The sequence below is a fragment of the Virgibacillus sp. Bac330 genome, assembly GCF_003667845.1.
Classification (GTDB): Bacteria; Bacillota; Bacilli; order Bacillales; family Amphibacillaceae; genus Virgibacillus; species Virgibacillus chiguensis.
On sequence record NZ_CP033048.1, the window covers coordinates 770,156 to 789,152 of the forward strand.

At 36.2% G+C, this 18,997-nt stretch carries 19 protein-coding genes; 13 read left to right on the top strand and 6 right to left on the bottom strand.

Going from position 1 to position 18,997, the window contains the following annotated elements:
- Nucleotides 1-562: 562 nt before the first annotated feature.
- Nucleotides 563-1,336 (top strand): enoyl-CoA hydratase-related protein, encoded by a 774-nt coding sequence (locus tag D9780_RS03335; protein ID WP_121639287.1) that lies wholly within the window; start codon nucleotides 563-565, stop codon nucleotides 1,334-1,336.
- A gap of 92 nt (nucleotides 1,337-1,428) precedes the next feature.
- Here D9780_RS03335 and D9780_RS03340 read toward each other — a convergent pair whose 3' ends face one another.
- Nucleotides 1,429-1,614, bottom strand: a complete 186-nt coding sequence (locus tag D9780_RS03340; protein ID WP_073006056.1) for a YhzD family protein — start codon at nucleotides 1,612-1,614, stop codon at nucleotides 1,429-1,431.
- A gap of 304 nt (nucleotides 1,615-1,918) precedes the next feature.
- On the opposite strand from D9780_RS03340, the gene D9780_RS03345 reads away from it, so the two are divergent.
- The 7 genes from D9780_RS03345 (at nucleotide 1,919) to D9780_RS03375 (ending at nucleotide 9,997) form a co-directional block, all read left to right on the top strand.
- The gene (locus D9780_RS03345) at nucleotides 1,919-2,128 is read left to right on the top strand and encodes a helix-turn-helix transcriptional regulator (protein ID WP_121639288.1); all 210 of its coding nucleotides are present in this window, start codon (nucleotides 1,919-1,921) and stop codon (nucleotides 2,126-2,128) included.
- Nucleotides 2,118-2,441 (top strand): hypothetical protein, encoded by a 324-nt coding sequence (locus tag D9780_RS03350; RefSeq protein WP_121639289.1) that lies wholly within the window; start codon nucleotides 2,118-2,120, stop codon nucleotides 2,439-2,441. The genes D9780_RS03345 and D9780_RS03350 overlap by 11 nt, the downstream gene beginning before the upstream one ends.
- Nucleotides 2,442-2,785: 344 nt before the next feature.
- The gene (locus D9780_RS03355) at nucleotides 2,786-3,682 is read left to right on the top strand and encodes an ABC transporter ATP-binding protein (RefSeq protein ID WP_121639290.1); all 897 of its coding nucleotides are present in this window, start codon (nucleotides 2,786-2,788) and stop codon (nucleotides 3,680-3,682) included.
- Nucleotides 3,675-4,925, top strand: coding sequence for an ABC transporter permease (locus D9780_RS03360; protein ID WP_121639291.1), 1,251 nt, complete (start codon nucleotides 3,675-3,677; stop codon nucleotides 4,923-4,925). The genes D9780_RS03355 and D9780_RS03360 overlap by 8 nt, the downstream gene beginning before the upstream one ends.
- A gap of 273 nt (nucleotides 4,926-5,198) precedes the next feature.
- A complete protein-coding gene (locus D9780_RS03365; RefSeq protein ID WP_121639292.1) occupies nucleotides 5,199-6,422 on the top strand; it encodes a metallophosphoesterase family protein in 1,224 nt (407 codons plus the stop codon).
- Between the two features lie 9 nt (nucleotides 6,423-6,431).
- The gene (locus tag D9780_RS03370) at nucleotides 6,432-9,392 is read left to right on the top strand and encodes an ATP-binding protein (RefSeq protein ID WP_121639293.1); all 2,961 of its coding nucleotides are present in this window, start codon (nucleotides 6,432-6,434) and stop codon (nucleotides 9,390-9,392) included.
- 59 nt (nucleotides 9,393-9,451) lie between these two features.
- The gene (locus D9780_RS03375; RefSeq protein ID WP_240458772.1) at nucleotides 9,452-9,997 is read left to right on the top strand and encodes a GbsR/MarR family transcriptional regulator; all 546 of its coding nucleotides are present in this window, start codon (nucleotides 9,452-9,454) and stop codon (nucleotides 9,995-9,997) included.
- Nucleotides 9,998-10,211: 214 nt separating this feature from the next.
- On the opposite strand, the gene D9780_RS03380 is transcribed toward D9780_RS03375, so the two are convergent.
- Nucleotides 10,212-11,432, bottom strand: a complete 1,221-nt coding sequence (locus D9780_RS03380) for an HD domain-containing protein (RefSeq protein WP_121639294.1) — start codon at nucleotides 11,430-11,432, stop codon at nucleotides 10,212-10,214.
- Between the two features lie 278 nt (nucleotides 11,433-11,710).
- Here D9780_RS03380 and D9780_RS03385 point away from each other — a divergent pair, with 278 nt between their 5' ends.
- The gene (locus tag D9780_RS03385) at nucleotides 11,711-11,908 is read left to right on the top strand and encodes a sporulation YhaL family protein (RefSeq protein ID WP_121639295.1); all 198 of its coding nucleotides are present in this window, start codon (nucleotides 11,711-11,713) and stop codon (nucleotides 11,906-11,908) included.
- Nucleotides 11,909-11,957: 49 nt separating this feature from the next.
- Here the strand turns inward: D9780_RS03385 and D9780_RS03390 are convergent, their stop codons facing one another.
- From D9780_RS03390 to D9780_RS03400, 3 genes are all read right to left on the bottom strand, one after another.
- Nucleotides 11,958-12,848: a peptidylprolyl isomerase gene (locus tag D9780_RS03390; protein ID WP_116278114.1), complete on the bottom strand. Its 891-nt coding sequence runs from the start codon at nucleotides 12,846-12,848 to the stop codon at nucleotides 11,958-11,960.
- Between the two features lie 124 nt (nucleotides 12,849-12,972).
- Nucleotides 12,973-13,158 (bottom strand): hypothetical protein, encoded by a 186-nt coding sequence (locus D9780_RS03395; protein WP_073006071.1) that lies wholly within the window; start codon nucleotides 13,156-13,158, stop codon nucleotides 12,973-12,975.
- 581 nt (nucleotides 13,159-13,739) lie between these two features.
- Nucleotides 13,740-14,297 (bottom strand): DUF3267 domain-containing protein, encoded by a 558-nt coding sequence (locus D9780_RS03400; protein WP_121639296.1) that lies wholly within the window; start codon nucleotides 14,295-14,297, stop codon nucleotides 13,740-13,742.
- 333 nt (nucleotides 14,298-14,630) lie between these two features.
- Between D9780_RS03400 and D9780_RS03405 the strand changes: the two genes are divergently transcribed.
- Complete coding sequence (locus D9780_RS03405) at nucleotides 14,631-14,966, top strand: DUF1878 family protein (protein ID WP_121639297.1); 336 nt, start codon at nucleotides 14,631-14,633, stop codon at nucleotides 14,964-14,966.
- 100 nt (nucleotides 14,967-15,066) lie between these two features.
- Here the strand turns inward: D9780_RS03405 and D9780_RS03410 are convergent, their stop codons facing one another.
- Nucleotides 15,067-15,552, bottom strand: coding sequence for a GbsR/MarR family transcriptional regulator (locus D9780_RS03410; RefSeq protein WP_073006077.1), 486 nt, complete (start codon nucleotides 15,550-15,552; stop codon nucleotides 15,067-15,069).
- A 357-nt stretch (nucleotides 15,553-15,909) separates the two neighbouring features.
- Here D9780_RS03410 and D9780_RS03415 point away from each other — a divergent pair, with 357 nt between their 5' ends.
- From D9780_RS03415 to D9780_RS03425, 3 genes are all read left to right on the top strand, one after another.
- Nucleotides 15,910-17,109, top strand: a complete 1,200-nt coding sequence (locus tag D9780_RS03415; RefSeq protein ID WP_121639298.1) for a quaternary amine ABC transporter ATP-binding protein — start codon at nucleotides 15,910-15,912, stop codon at nucleotides 17,107-17,109.
- Nucleotides 17,102-17,959 carry an ABC transporter permease gene (locus tag D9780_RS03420; protein WP_073006080.1) on the top strand — a complete coding sequence of 286 codons (858 nt, stop codon included), beginning with the start codon at nucleotides 17,102-17,104 and terminating at the stop codon, nucleotides 17,957-17,959. Before D9780_RS03415 ends, D9780_RS03420 begins: the two co-directional genes overlap by 8 nt.
- Nucleotides 17,960-18,027: 68 nt before the next feature.
- The gene (locus tag D9780_RS03425) at nucleotides 18,028-18,927 is read left to right on the top strand and encodes a glycine betaine ABC transporter substrate-binding protein (RefSeq protein WP_121639299.1); all 900 of its coding nucleotides are present in this window, start codon (nucleotides 18,028-18,030) and stop codon (nucleotides 18,925-18,927) included.
- The last annotated feature ends 70 nt before the right edge of the window (nucleotides 18,928-18,997 follow it).

Here is an 18,997-nt window from a genome sequence, read left to right on the forward strand (position 1 = left end):
CAGGGATACGCTGACGCCTGATGGCAATCCCGTTTTTAGCTTGCCTTCCTCTTAGGGACGAACCGATGATGGTTTATCTTAGGGCAATGGAGCGAAGGCCTCTCGTTGTTCATCGATTGGTGGCAAAAGTGACTATTCGGTTATTTTGTTATACACAAGCACTTCAGTTTGTGATTTACTATACACTGAAAAAACTGCAGCTATTTCCGCAGTTTTTTTATGGTCTGGGGCAGCTGTAGATAAACTGACTAAGTTATTTAGTCACGTCTGGCTCCAACGCCCAGCAACGAGGCGACTTCACGAAATCGCCCTACGATAAGTCATCATCGGTTCGTTCCTCACTTTGATTCCTAAAACTTTAGTTGATTCGTTCCAGTCGCTACGTTGCTGAACGGGCGCTTGCGCCTTTGTTCATTTAGTTTAAAAAATAATACTATTTTCCCCATAAAGCTCTGGCATTGAAGCTAAGTTTTCTAAAAATAAAGCAGGAATATGAAAAACTTTACCGAATAAAAGGAAGTAATGAAGTTTATTATGTAGTTCAAACAAAGGGGGAGTAGAAATGGGAACGACCGTTATTTATGAAAGTAAGGAAGGAATTTCGTATGTTCATTTGAATCGTTCGGAACGTTACAATGCGATTCATTTAGAGATGTTAGATGAGTTATTAACGACGATTGAAAAAGTGGAGGCAAATGACGATAAAGTTGTGATTCTTTCTGGTGAAGGCAATGCATTTTGCTCAGGTGGAGATATTTCCATGATGAATCAATTAGCAGACTATAACGATTTTGCATCCATTATGGATTTAATTGGTGAAATTACGTTGAAGTTATATATGATGCCAAAAATAGTAATCAGCGCTATTCAAGGATCAGCTGTAGGTCTAGGGCTGAGTTATGCATTGACTGCGGACTTTGTTGTAGCACAGCAAGAAGCAAAGCTTGGTATGTTGTTTATTGGCATTGGTTTAGCTCCAGATGGAGGGGGGCATTTTCTGTTAAAGGAGCGAATTGGAGCGCAACAGGCAAAACAATTTATTTGGAGTTTACAACAAGTAGATGCTAGCAGCGCTAAAAAGCTTGGATTGGTCGATGAATTAGCGCCAGAGCGCGTGATGCCATATGCCATTCAATTGGCAAATAAATTAAAACAGACACCTATACTATCTATGGTGGAAACAAAGATGATGTACCATTCACGCCAAAAAGAAACGCTTCTTGATTTTTTAGAAGCGGAAAAAGAGGCGCAGTGGAAGTTACGACAAACACAAGATCACGAAGAGGGTGTACAAGCTTTCTTAAATAAACGAAAGCCCGAATTTCGAGGGATTTAGGTGAAGTGAATAAACCGACTGTTAAAAGGTCGGTTTATTCGTGTAGTTTTAAAGATTTTCGTACAGACGTTACGATTTTAGTATTCCATACGTCAACGATGAAACAAAAGAAGTTTAGCATCTGGTGTAACACAACGGTGTGTATGTTCGGAATAACCTTCCTTTTCTAATTTAGCTGTACCTATTTTTTTCGCTTCTTCATCATTTGTAGCTGTAAATGTTTCATCTAGCAATTTTTCACCAGATGGATCAAACACAGTCAATGTATAATTTGGCATAGTATCTTTCTCCTTTATTGCGTTTTAAAGTATTAAAGTTCGCATCTAGGCTGTTCTATTTTAATTACAGTGTTCACCTAAGTCTTTGGATATATATTGAAAATGTGTTTTGACTTTATAGTGTTAATTCGACAAAGAAAAGGAAACTCCTTCTTTCTATTTTATCCATAGAAAGTTTAAAACGATGGGAAAGGTATTGGGGATAATCGAGTTTTTTAATCTGTCTCTTCTGTCTCTATTGACAGCATCATAAATGTAAAGGAAGCTGTGCGTAAAGCTTACTTTACTAAAGAGGTTGAGAGAAGTGAAAACACTTATTCGTGAAAAACGTATTCAGTTCGATATGACACAAGAGGAATTATCACAAAAGTTGGAAGTATCAAGACAGACGATCATATCCTTAGAAAAAGGGAAATATAAACCGTCGCTCATACTGGCTCATAAATTGGCACAGACATTTAACTGTACAATAGAAGATATTTTTATTTTTGAGGGGGATGAGAATGTTAAGTGACATTTATCTCGAAAAACCTATTGTCATTTGGATATTTCTTGTAGGAAATTTGCTCTTACTTCCGATTGTTTATTTTATCACCCGAACTATTGGTAAAAAGAAACGTTTATTTGATGAACGACATAAAGAAATGATGAACCAAGCAAAAGCGAAGTCTTGGAATATTACTTTTTTTGTCCTTTTTTTCGCATATATTGTTATGATGCTGTTTGATTATTACTATCTGCATCTCATTGTAATGTCTATTGTATTCCAATTACATTGTGGATCTTTTATGGTTGCTTCCGTTTATTTTAGATCAAAAGTAGAATGATATGAATCTTTTGCCGTTATTTTACGTATATGCTATTAGATGAATGAAAGAATTGTCTCACATGATCTTAAGATCAATATTTAGGTACATCTTAGGAGTGTCAAAGGAATTGGCATATCCAGTAATAGTAGTAGCAGGTAATCAATCGTTTGGAATTTCATGTGGGAGACTCCTGTGGGAAAAGGATGAGACCCCGAACTTTTTTGGCAAATGAGGGGGTAAGTCATGCCTTGAGGAAAGCGACGGGTTCAAGCACGTATACAATTTCGATTCGGAAAACAAATAAACTGTTAGCAATAAAGGCGTATATTAACGCCTAAATATAGTTAGAGAGGAGACGAAATATGTTACAACTAAAAGAAGTAACAAAGAAATTTGGGACTCATACTGCTGTTGACCAGCTGTCATTGGAAATACCTGAAAGAGAAATGTATGGGTTTTTGGGCGGAAATGGTGCTGGGAAAACAACAACATTTCGTATGATTTTAGGATTATTAGACAAAACATCTGGAGACATATCATGGGAGGGAAAGGCAGTTAATTATGAAAAGAGTCATTTAATTGGCTATCTTCCTGAGGAGAGGGGACTTTATCCGAAGTTAACTGTGAAAGATCAACTTACTTATTTAGCAAGGCTTCGAGGAATGGGAAAGACAGAAGCAATTAAAGAGTTAAAATCTTGGCTTGATCGATTTCAAGTTCCAGAATATCTAAATAAGAAAGTTGAGGAATTATCCAAAGGCAATCAACAAAAAATCCAGTTTATTTCTGCGGTTATCCATAAACCGAAACTATTAATTTTAGATGAACCTTTTTCCGGACTGGATCCAGTAAATGTGGAAATGCTAAAAGAAGCAGTAGTGGATTTAAAAGAACAAGGGACATCGATTGTTTTTTCTTCTCATCGCATGGAGCATGTGGAAGAGCTTTGTGAGCATTTATGCATATTACATAAAGGCAAGCAAGTCGTTCAAGGGTCATTACGGGAGATAAAACGTTCCTTTGGTAAGAAAAACTTAAGTGTTTATGCTGACTTTTCCGTTGATTTTCTTAGCAATTTTCCTGGTGTTACGAAATATAAACCCGTTATGGAAGGGTGCGAGTTGCAAATTGAAAATGAAGCAGTGTCTCAAGGAATTTTCACTGCTATACAAGGCAAGGGATTTGTAAGAAAATTTGAGTTGGAAGAGCCGTCTCTCAATGATATTTTTATTGCGAAAGTAGGTGCTTCCTATGAATAAGTTTTGGATTATTTTAGGGCATACGTATACGACTAGAGTGAAATCGAAATCATTTATCATTACAACACTCATTACACTCGTCTTTATATTTGCTTTAACGAATATAAAAACGTTTATTGATGTTTTTTCTGATGGGGAAAAAGATCAAATTGCTGTTATTGATGAGACAGATGAACTTTTTAAGCCACTTGCTGAAAATGTGGAACAAACCAATGAAGATATAGAACTTACGCTTTATGAGGACACAGAAGAAAAAGCAAAACAAGCGGTAGAGGAAGAAGAATATGCAGCTCTTATCCTTTTGAGTAAAAATGAAAAGCAACTGCCAAAAGCAACTTATTACGCGAATAGTATTTCCGAGTCAAGTTTACAAACAACGTTAGAGCAACAGCTACAGCAGCTGAAAACAATGTATGCTACAGAGCAAGCTGGTGTTGATCCAGCGACACTAGCTATGATTAATGAACCAGTAGTGTTTGATACCATTGCTTTAGATGAATCAGCTAAAACGGAAGAAGAACTGAATCAAGCTCGTGGCATTGTATACATCATGTTATTTTTGTTATACATGACTGTTATTATGTATGGCAATATGATTGCCACAGATGTAGCAACGGAAAAGTCATCTCGAGTAATGGAAATTCTTATTTCCAGTGCATCGCCTGTGACACATATGTTTGCTAAAATTATTGGTGTAGCGTTAGTCGGATTAACACAAATAGTACTGTTTTTAGGTGCTGGTTATGCGCTTATTACTGCCAAAGATGAAGCAACTAAAGAGCTATTTGCGCAGTTTGGGATTGGTTCTTCTTCTGCGTCGATTTATATTTATGCGATCGTATTTTTTCTCTTAGGCTATCTTCTTTATGCGACACTTGCAGCCATGTTAGGTTCGTTAGTTAGTCGAATTGAAGATGCGCAACAAATCATTATGCCGATGACATTTTTAATTGTTATCGCTTTTATCATCGCAATAAGTGGTCTTTCTACACCAGATGCCGGGTTTATTAAAATCACGTCGTTCATTCCATTTTTTACACCGATGATAATGTTTCTCCGAGTCGGTATGTTAGATATTCCTGTTTGGGAAATTGCCTTATCTATCGGTCTTTTAGTTGGAACCATTATTATTTTAGCGATTCTAGGAGCTAAAGTGTACCGTGGAGGAGTTCTCCTGTATGGTCGATCTAGTTCACTAAAAGATTTAAAAAAAGCACTAGCATTATCAAAAAAAGAAAAATAACTTATTGAAAATAATACAGTAAGTGTCGAAGCTCTGCTTTAAGGCAGAGCTTTTTTCCAGTAAAAGGAAGCATAAAGAATAGGGGGTTTTCGCAAATATTTTTAAAGAGAATTTGTTGAGAAGTAGTCAACCATGCCAACGCTTTCTTAGCTTTTTTTTCGAACGATTTAGGAATTCCTTTAGAAATGGGAGCGACAATGATTCTAACAAATGGACGAACGTGCATTCTGATAATGAATTTGCTAAAATAGTAAACGAACTGGAGGTGGAAATGTGTTAGAAGAAATCACGTTTATTCATGCGGCTGATTTACATTTAGACAGCCCATTTAAGGGGTTAGCTTCTGCACCTGAAGCTATCTTTCAAGAAGTACGGAAAAGTACATTTACAGCTTTGGAACATTTGGTTCATAAGGCGATTCGATACCAAGTAGACTTTATATTACTTGTAGGAGATTTGTTTGACAATGAGCAACAAAGCTTGCAAGCGCAAATTCGACTAAAACGGGCTTTTGAAACGCTCCAACAATATAATATTACCGTGTTTTTATCTTATGGTAACCATGATCATGTGGAGGGGAATCCTCGTTTTGTTCCTTATCCTAATAATGTGATTGAATTTTCAAATGAAACGGTATCTTCGTATACATATGTCAAAAACGGCGAACCCGTTGCAGAAATTTACGGTTTTAGTTACGAAAAACGAGTCGTGTTAGATAATAAAGTGGGCGAATATGAGATAAAGAATCCAGCTGTAACCTTTCATATTGCTATGTTACACGGAAGTGTGCAAAGTAATACAGAGCACGATACGTATGCACCTTTTAAAATATCGGATCTTACAGAAATAGATATGGATTATTGGGCACTAGGACATATTCATCAACGACAAATCGTAAAACAGACACCTCCAATTATATATCCGGGAAATATTCAAGGTCGACATCGTAAAGAAACAGGAGAAAAAGGCTGTTATTATGTTCGCCTTACAAAAAATGAACCACAGCTGGAATTTTTGCCACTACAAGCTATTCAAATTAAACATGTATCCGTAGACATAACATCATGTGACACTGTTTTTGATATGGAGAGCGTGCTATTAGCAACACTAAAAGAGATGGCAGCTGTAACACCACAGTTAATCGATGTACAACTAGAAAGTAAGAATGAGCATATCTATGAATGGGAACGCGATGGACACGTAGAAGATGTGATCGATGTAGTCAATGAAACACTTCAGCAATTTCATCCTTGGTCGTACATTTTTCACTTTACAATTTACGGGCAGTCAAATATTGATGAAACATTATATGATGGCAACCACTTCATTGGAGAAATGCTCCGTGAAGCTGAAAAACAGCCAGTGCAACCGTTGTTAACAGACCTTTATAAGCAAAAGCTAGCACGCAAGTTTTTGCCGCCGTTAACAGAGGAAGAACAACAAGCAATAAAAACAGCGGCAAAACAACTTCTTGTTCATGAACTGTTAAAGGAATGAGGGAGAAATGTGATTATTCAACGAGCAACCATTTTTGGGTTTGGAAAATGGGTGAATGAGACCTTTAATTTTTCTAATGGTCCAGTCCATTATATTTACGGAGAAAATGAATCAGGCAAGTCTACTTTGCATACATTTATTCTATTTATGTTATTTGGCTTACCACCCAAACAATGTGAATTATATCGCCCGAAGACAAGCGGACAATTTGGAGGTAGATTGCATGTTTCTCTTCATGGGGATATGTGTATAATTGAACGTTTATACAAAGGTAGGCATAGCGAAGCGGTTATTTATACAGCAGATGGGGATGAAAAAGGAGAAGTTTGGCTACAAGATAAGCTGAAAGGAATGACGTTAGCAACTTATCAGTCTATTTATTCTTTTTCTGCTAAAGATTTAATGGGCATATCCGACATGCAGGCGGATGACCTAGGAGAGGTTATCCTTGGAATTGGGTTAACAGGGGTGAAGAATTTATATACAGTAGAAAAACGATTGGATCAGCAACTAGGAGCGTTATTTAAACCTTCTGGAAAGAACCCAAGTATCAATCAACAATTAACCAAGCTTCAAGAAATTCAAACAAAGGCCATCGATTGGAAACGGATAGAATTAACGTACCAAGAAAAACAAAAGCATATAAAGGAATTAGAGCAATCGTTAAAGGATATAAAACAAAGTATTAGTGATCAATATGAAGAACGATTTTTTATAGAAAAACAAAGACATGCCTTGCCAACTATTCAAGCTCTTCAATCTATCTATAAGCAATTGAAGCAGATGCCAGAGAAAATTTGTTTTCCTGAAGCGGGAATAGAGCGCTGGGAGCAGGTAAAAGAGAAGCTCTTGCCTATAAAGAGTAAACAAGCTGTTTTAGAAGCAAACCAATCGCGTTACCATAATGAAATAAAATTATTAGACGAAACATTATTACCAGTGGATTTAAATCATGATGGAAAAAACGTGTTGGAAGAAATGGGACGATATGAACATTTGCGGGATCAAACAGATAATTTGTTGCAATCAATACAAAAACAGCAACAACAGTTTCAGACCATTTGTAGCGACCTCCAATTACCGATAAATCGTGAAGAGGTAAGTAAACTAGAGTTGTCTATCTTTACGGAAAAGAATTGGAAGAAAATAAAAGAGGATTTAGACCAATTAGATGCAAAACAAATGCAACTACAGCTAGAAAAACAACAATTGGCAAAGCAGCGGCAGAAACTGATGGAAGAGAAACAAGCTATTCAAGAACGGATGGCTAAAGAACATCAATTAAAGCAATGGAAAGCACAACTACAACAAGCACAAACGTCTGATCCTTCCTTATCCATGGATCAACAAAAAAGAAACGCAGTTAATTGGCAGCAAGAAAAGCAGCGAAAACAAAAGCAAGCACGATCATTCTTGCTTAGCGGGATTATTGTTGCATTCGTTTTAGCATTTGCGGGTAGTGTTACGAATTATAACATGCTTCTATTTGTGGTTCCGTTTGTAGTGATTTTAGCTTTTTTTCAATGGAAGATGCGGACACAGTCGATAAAAGAGATGGACAGATGGTTTACAGCGTCGACAAGTGAGCTGCGTTATTCTATAACAGATGACGAGAGAGAACGTCTAGAACAATCTGTGCATCAAGAATTACAGTTTCGCACAAAGCGTGATACAATGGACGAACAATTGAAATCGGTCGATGTAAAAGCGTTACAACAAGAAGAACAACAACTACTTTTATCGGAGCAAATGAGGCGCATGGATGAACGTATTCTTGCTGAGCAACGTATTTATCCATTTTTAGCACAACTTGCCCCCCAATATTGGGTAGATGCCTTTCATAGTTTAAAACAGTTACAGTTTATTCACAAACGAATGGAAGAAGATGAAACCATTTACAATGAACAAGCACAACAGATGCAGGCAATTCATACGAAACTAAGCGCGTTTATCGAACGTATAAATGGGGAATGGTTGGATCAGACTGTGCAAACGCAATTTCAATATGTAGAGGATGCCTTGACACAAAATGAAGCACATCTGAACCAACGATCGTATTATGAGAATCAGTTAGCGGAAAATGAATGGGCATTGCAACAGGTATACGAACAAATGAAGCCTTTAGAATTGGAAATGAATCACTTATTAAAAGCAGCTCTGGTAGAAAATGAAGAAGCGTATTACGAGAAAGGAAAGCAGAAGCAACGATTGCAATCACTCAAGCAACAAGAGGAAGAATTAGTAGCGCAACTTGATTCCTTGTTTCCTAAAGAAAAGTGGCAAGCATTGCTATCTAATACCCCATCTGTTTTTGACTTGGAACAGGAAGGGGAAAAAGTGCATCAAATCATTACAGAATTAGAGACGCATTTAGACGAACGACAGCAAAAATTAGCAAAGGTTCATACGGAAGTAGATATATTGGAGAACAAAGAAGATTTTTCTACATTGATTCATCAAAAAGAAATGGAGCAGGAAGCACTACATCAACAAGCTAGACATTGGGCGACATTAAAAGTAGCAAAAGAAATGCTATTACAGGCGAAGCGATCTTATCAGAGTAAATATATAAGTAAGGTGATGGAAAAAACCTCAATCTATTTTCGCGAACTAACCGTAGAGAAGTATCGCTGTGTTTACCCACCAACTGTAGGGCGATTTTTTACGGTAGAAAAAGAGGATGGTACACGTTTAAATGTGAAAGAGTTATCTCAAGGTACGATGGATCAATTATATGTTGCATTACGTTTAGCGGTTAGTGTAAGTATGAGTGAAGAACATGCTTTACCGTTTATTCTTGATGATGCATTTGTACATTTTGATTCGTTACGTACAAAGCGTGTCACAATGCTACTTGAACGCATTGCACAAGAGCAACAAGTGATCGTTTTCACGTGTAAACAAGACCTTGCTGAAGTAGCGAAAAAAAGAAGTTTTGTTCAAATGTTAAATTCTATTCGCATTCATTGACAATAAATGATAAACTATTTGCAGATTATATGATTATAATGCATGTGGAGGGACATCCAGTGCCAGAGAAAAATGAATACAAAGACTGGGAAAAATATGATGAAACAATTGAAAAATTCATTCAAGTCATTGCCAAAAATATGAACCTTTATGGCCTTACATCTTCAGTAGGCAGATTATATGGTGTATTATATTTTTCTAATAAGCCAATGACTTTAGACGATATGCGTGATGCACTTGAAATGAGTAAAACAAGCATGTCGACAGGCGTGAGGACGCTGTCAGAGATGAAAATGGTGGAATCCACTTTTAAACGTGGTATTCGGAAAGACCTTTATCAATCCGAAGAAGATTGGTATAAATCTTTTACTTCTTTGTTTGGCAATCGTTGGCGTCACCATACGGAAACAAATATCGAAGAAGCGGAAGAAGCAATGGCGGAACTTCAACAGATAGCAAAAGAAACAGAAGATGAACAATTAAAAGCAAAGATTCAGGCGGATATAGAACGGTTACAGTATGCTAAAAATTACTATGAATGGTTAATGAAATTTATCCAAGTGATTGAATCAGGTGAAATATTTAACTATATACCAAAACATTAATCATCTTTTAAGGTAAAACAAATATCCGGTGTCTCCTTACCAATGATGTAAAAAATCCTTGCTTATCATTTATAGCAAGGATTTTTTACACTATAGGAATTGGCGAAAAGCCAAGTTTTCCTAAGCTGTTTTTTACTGTGTACTAAAAAAACAGTCTTCTCCATAAAGCATGGATGGCAAGCCTAGGTTTCTCTTACAAATAGAGAATGAAGAATTACTTTATCTCTTCAGCATTTTCATATCGGCTGTCTAAAAAATCCACAATATGAATAATATACCCCTCAATAGATTGCGGTTTTCGAACACAGGCTCCCCACTCTGGTAGCCCGTGATGGCAGAGGATGCAATGTGACATTTGATGAATAGCTCCTAAAGATAATTCTATGCCTTCTGCTTCGATTATCTTTGTAAGGATCAATACGCCATAGGGAATATGACCAACCATTACTCCTAATTCATCCATTGTAATTCCCGCTTGCTTTCTATTTTCTAAATCAGAATGGACAGCTGTAGGGAAGAGAAATTTAAATGCTTCAAATGTTTTTCCAGCATGGTCGTACTCTAATAACTTACCAATATCGTGAAATAGAATGCTCGTCATGATTACATCATAGTTAGGTTCTTGTTCCTTATAGACCATCATACCTTGCAACATATCGTAGAGGTGATCTATGGTACCTTTCCAGATAAGTTGTTGATTTTCACTTGTTTGAAATTGCGACCATAATTCATTTTTATAAGCTTTTTCTACTACACTAATTAGCTTCATGACAGCTTTATAATGATTTTCTTCCATTTTAATTATATATCTAGCAAATCTCATTAGGCCAACCGTATGCTTTAATAGGCCACCTAAATAATTATGGTGGTACCCTTTTGCGGCAGGTCCAATTCTAAACTGATCCCAAAATTGACGCATTGCCCCTAATGCGATGTCTTTATATGGTAGTGCTAATTCATTTAGATAGGAAAATAGTTCAATAGTTAAATCGTCTATATTTTGTTGGGTATAAGCTAATAATGAGAACGGGTCTATCTCTTCTGTGCAAGGAGTTAATTGATGAATTGTTAAAGACTTATGTCCGCGAAAATCATCGACTATTCCTTCAATGTCAAAAACAGCGTATTTCTCTAAAATAGGTTGATGCCTCTCTACAGCACCTTGATTATCCCACATTTTTGTATTTATCGTACCAGCATTATTGCTGAACAGCATTTTAAGATACTGCTTGTTTGTTTTTGTTTTTTGTACATGAAATTCATTAAGAAGTACTCGAACTTTCACATGGTTACCAGGGGATTCATCTGCTATGTTAAAAAACTCCGTAGAATCAGGTAAAACGGGTGCTGGGAATTGGTTAAGAATTTCTTTTCGTTCTGCTTCATTGCAGTTAAAGGTGATAGGAACAAAATTGTAAAAATAAGATAATGTCATTATGTATCATCACTCCATTTTACTAAGCTTAATTAAGTGTATCTTAAATCATGTTTTATCGAAAATAATTTGCTATAAACCTTAAAAATTTTAAATCTTCCTAGAGTGAAAAAAAGGCTCTTAACTTCGCTTGAAAAACTCCTGTTTGTTTGTTGCATCCTTGTTCTGAACGAGCATAGATACTAGCCTTTATAAGGAAAAGTGATATTTCATATCGAAGGTTATTTTTTCCCTTAGAAAACATATACTTGTACAAGAGACAAGTAGGAGGAGATAATATGATACTCGGTGTACCTTGGTGGGTGTTTGCTATGATTTTACTCATTTTTGTTAGCGGATATATGGCTTTTCGGGGAATGGTTGCTGAAAGAAGAATGGAACAGCATTTCATTGAGCAAGAAGGGGAAGTATACATGGAGCGTGTTAGAAAGGGGAGGGCGTTGAAAGAAAGGGGGAAACAAGCAACTGATGAATAAACAGAGGCTAGTGCCAACGAATGGCCTAGCCTCTGTTTTACATTGAATATTAACCTTTTGCTTCTGTATCTTCAGATTCTTTATTCTTGTCTTGTTTAAACAAATCTTTGTATTTATCAATTTTCACTTTAACGTCTGCGTCTTTAATTAGCTTATCAATTTTTTCCTGCATTTTAGTAGGATCCATTTTCTTTGTTAATAGCTCACGACGTAAGTCTTCTTTTACATCTTCATATTTTCCAAGTTTTTCTTCTTTATCGCGAATATCATTTACTTTAATAATATGGAAACCATGTTGTGTTTTGACTGGATCACTAACTTCATCCTTTTTCATACTATAGGCAGCATCTTCAAATTCTGGCACCATTTGTCCCGCAGAGAAGTAACCTAGGTCGCCACCTTTTTCAGCACTACCATCTGTAGAATATTCTTTTGCTAAGTCACTAAATTTTTTGCCATCGTCTAACTTCTTCTTGACTTCCTTAGCAGTCTTTTCGTCTTCTACTAAAATATGCTGTGCTTTTATTTCTTTGTTTTTACGGTCGTAAAGCTGTTTCAATTCTTCCTCTTTAATGTCTACATCTTCAGCGATCGCTTCTTCCTGCAATAAGCTAATTTTTATCATGTTACGCAATTCATCTTCACTACCGAATTGCTGTTCAATAGCCATATCATATTGCTCACCAAGTTGGTCTTTCATTTTTTTAATTTCTTTATCAACTTGATCGTCAGAAACATCGTACTTATCGTTAAGTACTTCTACAGTCACCAATTCCTGTAAAACTTCTTCGCCATGGCGATCCTTTAGTACTTCATAAAACTCATCTTTCGTTATATTTCCAGCTCCAGTTTCAACGACAGCTTCGTCATCACCAGAACTACACGCGCCTAGTGCTAATACACTAGCAGTTAACGTAGCAGCAATTGCTATTTTCTTCATACTCAAACACTCCTAATCTGCTTGTACAATAATTCTCCCCTAGCAATTAATATAACATAAAATGAAGTTAAAAATACAGTTCATTTCTAAAATAACAATAAAAAATTTTCGTCAATTAGTTTGGTTATACCATTGCGTTCATCAATCGCAAGTAGGAGCTGACGAGAAGAATTGTAATCATTAGATTAATGACTCGGAACATCTTCCCTTGTTTTAGTGCTTCCATTTCCATTTTAATACACAATTTATGCGTTAAAGAATTAAAAATAAGAAATATTATAAATCCATAAATGAGAAAAATGATATTCATGGTACCCCCCCTATATTTAAAGAACAGATTATACTTATTGGCTCTAAAAAGGAACGACGAAGGGCTGTTAATCTCCTTGTCATTTTAAAATATCATATTCTTTACTGTATCAAAAGTTTAATCATCTGAATAGGGGTTAATTGGTTTCTTTGTCCGATTAGAACATCATGTTGCCCTACCATCTAAGCATGAAACAATCCTACTATTCTCAGAACGTAGGGGATGAACAAATGCGATATAGTAAAAGCCGAACAATAAAATTGGTATTGTTCGGCTTTTTTTAAGAGATAAGAAAGTATAAAAGTTTGATGATATGAGGCCGGCTTCATCGCCAAGCAACTAGGCGATTTCACGAATCACCTTACAATAAGTTATCATCGGTTCGTGCCTCAATAGGAAGGCCGACTAAAGACGGACTTGCCTTAGGGCGCCGGAGCGTGATTCCTAAAACTTTCGTTAATTCGCTGCACTCGCTATGTTGCTAAACTGGCGCCCCGAGCCTTTGTTCACACTATAGGGAGTATATAATTTGCGGGTTGAAAATTTTTAGTTAGCTGTTTGGATAAAGCCCAAGCACTTCTTTAGGTTATTGAACCTTGAATTAGTATATCTAAACCATTACCGTCTTCATTATTCTCTATGAGTGAACATTTGGGCGCTTTCCAGAGCTGACAAATATATAGTAAATCAATGAAAGCAATGCCGATATTTACGGATGTAAGTAATAAAATGTACACCGAATAGGAGTGAAAGTAATAACTGGCAACAACTCCTGGAATAGTTAATAAAGCGGTTGGTGCTATAGTTGCAAGTAAATACGCTTTTTTGGTTAAGTGATATTTTGTATAATAATAGAACACAGGAAAGCATCTATTTTTAAATTTAAAGACGATTTTCATACGTTTATTCATTAGAATTAAAGGAAGTATGTGCATGGACGAATGAACCAGTGGTAGAAGCATGAGAAATAAGAAGAAAGGTAAAATGCCGATCTCACTGACTTCTGCTGTTGAACCTTGTGCCATAGTTATTACTACATATAAAAGAATAAAAGAGAACAACGTAATTAAGCTTGACATAAGAAATAATCGATTACGACCAAAGTCTTTTGCAAGGTTGATGGATTTCCAACAATTCATGTGGATCCCTCCAATTCCTATAAAATGTTACTTATCCTTCAAGAATCATAGTAAAAATGGCTGCAAAAAGCAATAGGTTTGAAGCAAATTTTTTACTTGTTAAAAAATGTTTACATTTACCTCATAGAACAGTAATTGAATCTACAATTAGTTGGGGTTTTTTTCTTCCCCCTGATTGTCAGGAGCTTTAGAAGAACATAGCTTATCGGCGAATATTATGGTGAAATCTTTTTATTTGCGAACATCAGATGAAACGCCTTTTACCATACGGGTGTGCTCCTACTTATGCTATAATAGAAAAATAGGCTGGAAAGGAGAAACGAGGGAATACCTATGAAAAATGAGGCAGAAACGTTTGCTTTTCACTTGCATTTACTTTCCAAAATTATTGATAAGGAAGCACACCCGTTTACGAAGCTAATTATAGAACAAGGTGTAACAGAAGATGAATACAATCGCTTAATTCACTTACTTGATCTGCTAGAAAATCAATTAAAAAAACAAAAAGAAGCAGGATTATTAGATTTTTCTTCCTTATTGATCCATTTTGCTGGTATGCTAACTGAAAAATTAGCACCTCATCAAACTATTTATGCACTAAAAAAAGAAGGATATTATCCTTCTTTAATGAATGAGTTTTTAAAAATCATGGAAAATTTAGAGGATTAGCATACAACATACATGTGTTTTCTTCTGAGAAGCTGGCAATCTTATTTTACGGTAAAATAATGAATTCCACTGCCTGCTTTACAGCTTTATTGTCATTTTGCTAATCCTTTTTTACCTCACGAAATACATCTTCCATTTTCTGGTGAAACTGAATTATCTCCTGAAGACGTTCTTCCGTAGCTTTTAATTTTAAATTAGTATGATTCCTCTTTATTTCTTTCATCATTTGCTCCAATTCTATAAATGCGCTTTTTTGTTGATTCACCGCTTCTACCCACTTGTTCAAATAAGAAATCATAAATGCTTTAAATAATTGTGTATGCGCTCTATAAAGACTTTTACGCACGCCTTTCTTCCAAACGCGTGTGACTAAATTTTGGTCTGCGAGCGTTCGAATACTTGTACTCATCGCTGTTTTACTTTTTCCTAGGGCCTCCGCCATATCATCTAGTGTCATCGGTTTGTCAGCTAAATATAAATATGTAAATAGTCTTGACTCTAATGGTGTTAGTCCAAACATTTCAATAGTCTTTGTAAATTCAAGTAAAATTTTATTGTTTATATTCTCTGTTTGAGGTTTATTCATAAAATCCTCCTAAAACCTTGATATATAAAGGTTACACTAAATAGCAAACGATTAAAACTTTGTCATTGGGTAGTAATTTAAAGCATATTGAAGTTATATAAAGAATAACGTACATATTTTTTGTTCAGTTTTAACTGTATAAAAAATATGTACAAAACTTAAAGAATTTAAAGTTTGTGTTGTAAATACAAAATAGTTATAGTTGTAAAGTAAGTAAATGACATGTTCCGAACTGTTGAAAAACTATGAAAAATTTATGCTAGTTTTTCAAGGGGCTTGGTATGTAGTCGCAATGATCAAAAAGTAGTAGTACGATTGCATGATCATTTGCGCAAACTAAATAACGAGGTGAAAAGTGTGCCGATAGTAATAGAGGCAAAGAATGTATCTAAAATATTTGGAAAGAACCCGAAGCAATCCATTAAGTTATTGGATCAGGGTTTATCGAAAGAAGAAATATTGAAAGAGACTGGTAATACAGTTGGAGTCAATCGGGCTTCTTTTTCGGTAGAGCAAGGTGAAGTGTTTGTGATTATGGGGCTATCTGGTAGCGGAAAATCTACTTTAGTTCGAATGCTGAACCGACTCATTGAACCGACAGAAGGTACGATTTTGATCGATGGTGAGGATTTAGTAGCAATGGATAAACAAGCGCTACGTAATGTTCGTAGACAAAAGCTAAGCATGGTTTTTCAAAACTTTGGTTTATTTCCTCATCGTACCATTTTACAAAATGCTGAATACGGTTTAGAAATTCAAAAGGTGGATAAAGAAAAACGACAAAGCAAAGCAAAAGAAGCATTAGAATTGGTAGGCTTAGGAGATTATATGCATCAAAAACCAAACCAGTTATCAGGAGGTATGCAACAACGTGTTGGCCTCGCACGTGCGTTAGCGAATGACCCGGAAGTGCTGTTAATGGATGAAGCTTTTTCTGCTTTAGATCCGCTAATTCGTAAAGAAATGCAAGATGAATTAATGGACTTACAAAATAAAATGCAAAAAACGATCATCTTTATTACGCATGATTTAGACGAAGCATTACGTATTGGTGATCGTATTGCACTTATGAAAGACGGATCAATTGTCCAAATTGGTACACCAGAAGAGATTTTAGTTAATCCAGAGAATGATTATGTAGAAAAATTTGTCGAGGATGTGGATCGTTCGAAAGTGTTAACAGCACAACATATCATGAAGCGACCGGAAACTGTTAATTTAGATAGGCATGGACCAAGAGTGGCGCTGGAACGAATGCGTGAAGAAGGGTTGTCAAGTATTTTTGTGGTAGATAGTAAAAGAAATCTTAAGGGGTATATCACAGCAGATAATGCATCTGAAGCAAAAAAATCAGGGATCAAGGATTTAAAAGAAATATTGAAAAATGATATTCCAACTGTAGAAAAAGAAACACCGATGCATGATATTTTTGATTTAATTTATAATTCACCTATTCCAGTTGCAGTTGTAGACAATGAAAAGTTAGCAGGCGTGATCGTTAGAGGGGCAGTAATTGCCGCTTTATCCAGTGAGAATGAGGTGAATTTACATGTTTAATAATGTCTTAGATGCTGTACCAAATATGCCATTAGCTAAATGGACTGATAACGCTACAGATTGGATTACAGAATCATTTTCCTTTCTATTTGATCCTGTGAAAGAACAGTTTGAGAAATTTATGGATGTTACTTCTGAAGCCTTGATGGGTGTTCCGCCACTTATTATTATTCTTGTTGTAGCAATTATAGCGTTCTTTATATCAGGAAAGAAAGTTGGGCTTGCTGCATTTTCCATTGTTGGTCTGTGGTTGATCTACAACCAAGGATTATGGGATCAGCTAATTAACACATTTACACTCGTATTGTTGGCGAGTATTTTATCCGTCATTATTGGTGTTCCTATCGGTATTCTCATGTCTAAAAGTAATATTGCAACCGCAATTATTACACCAATTCTCGATTTTATGCAAACCATGCCGGCCTTTGTCTATTTGATTCCGGCAGTAGCGTTCTTTGGTATCGGAATGGTACCGGGTGTGTTCGCTTCCTTAATTTTTGCTACCCCACCTACTGTTCGCTTTACAAATTTAGGAATTCGTCAAGTTTCTGCTGAGTTAGTAGAAGCTTCAGAAGCTTTCGGAAGCACAGGTGCTCAAAAGTTGTTTAAAGTCGAACTTCCGATGGCGAAATCAACCATTATGGCAGGAATTAACCAAACGGTCATGTTAGCCTTATCTATGGTTGTCATTGCATCTATGATCGGAGCACCTGGTTTAGGTAGAGACGTTCTTTCAGCATTACAGCGTGCAGAAGCGGGAGCTGGATTTGTTGCAGGAATTGGTATAGTGATTTTAGCGATCATTATGGATCGTTTCACGCAAAGTATGAATAATCGAAAAGAAAAATAAGCTCAATGGTACCTTTTCTTAAAGAAAAGCTTCCATATAACTATGAAGAAAAAGGGGAGTATTAGATTATGTTAAAATTTAATTGGAAACGACTTGGCTTAGTTGCTGGGCTTTCATTAACTTTATTTGCAGCTGGTTGTGGGTCAGATGATGAATCATCTGATTCAAAAGAAGGAACATCTGGCGAAGGTGAAAGTAAAGAAATAGAATTAGTCTATGTAGAGTGGGATTCCGAAGTAGCTTCTACGCATGTGATTGGAAAAGTATTGGAAGATCAAGGCTTTGATGTTACGTTAACCCCACTAGATAATGCCGTTATGTGGGAAGCGGTAGCCAATGGAGAGGCAGACGGTATGGTAGCAGCATGGCTTCCTGGTACACATCAAAGTCAATATGAGCAATATGGCGACCAAGTAGTAGAACTAGGCGTAAATTTGGAAGGTGCAAAGATCGGCTTAGTTGTACCAGAATATATGGATGTCACTAGTATTGAGGATTTAGATAAACAAGCTGATCAAACTATTACTGGTATTGAGCCGGGGGCAGGTGTTGTAGCTGCTTCAGAAAAAGCGGTTGAGGACTATGAGAACTTAAGTGATTGGACTGTACAGACCTCTTCAAGTGGTGCAATGGCAACGGAGTTAGGGTCTGCGATTGAAAATGAAGAGGAAATTGTAGTAACAGGTTGGACGCCGCATTGGAAATTTGCAAAATATGACTTGAAATATTTAGAAGATCCAAAAGGTTCATTTGGAGAGGCTGAAACCATTGAAACGATGGTGCGTGAAGGATTGGAAGAAGATATGCCAAATGCGTACCAGATTTTAGATCAATTCAGCTGGACGGCTGAAGATATGGAAGCTGTTATGCTTGAGATTTCAGATGGCGCTAAGCCTACAGAAGCTGCTGCAAATTGGATAGAAGAAAATCAAGATAAAGTGGATGAATGGCTAAAAGGTGTAGAGTAAGTTGAAATATATTTTGTTTAAATAACAGCCACAAAGAAATGTATATGTGAAGCTGATACTATCCTGTATC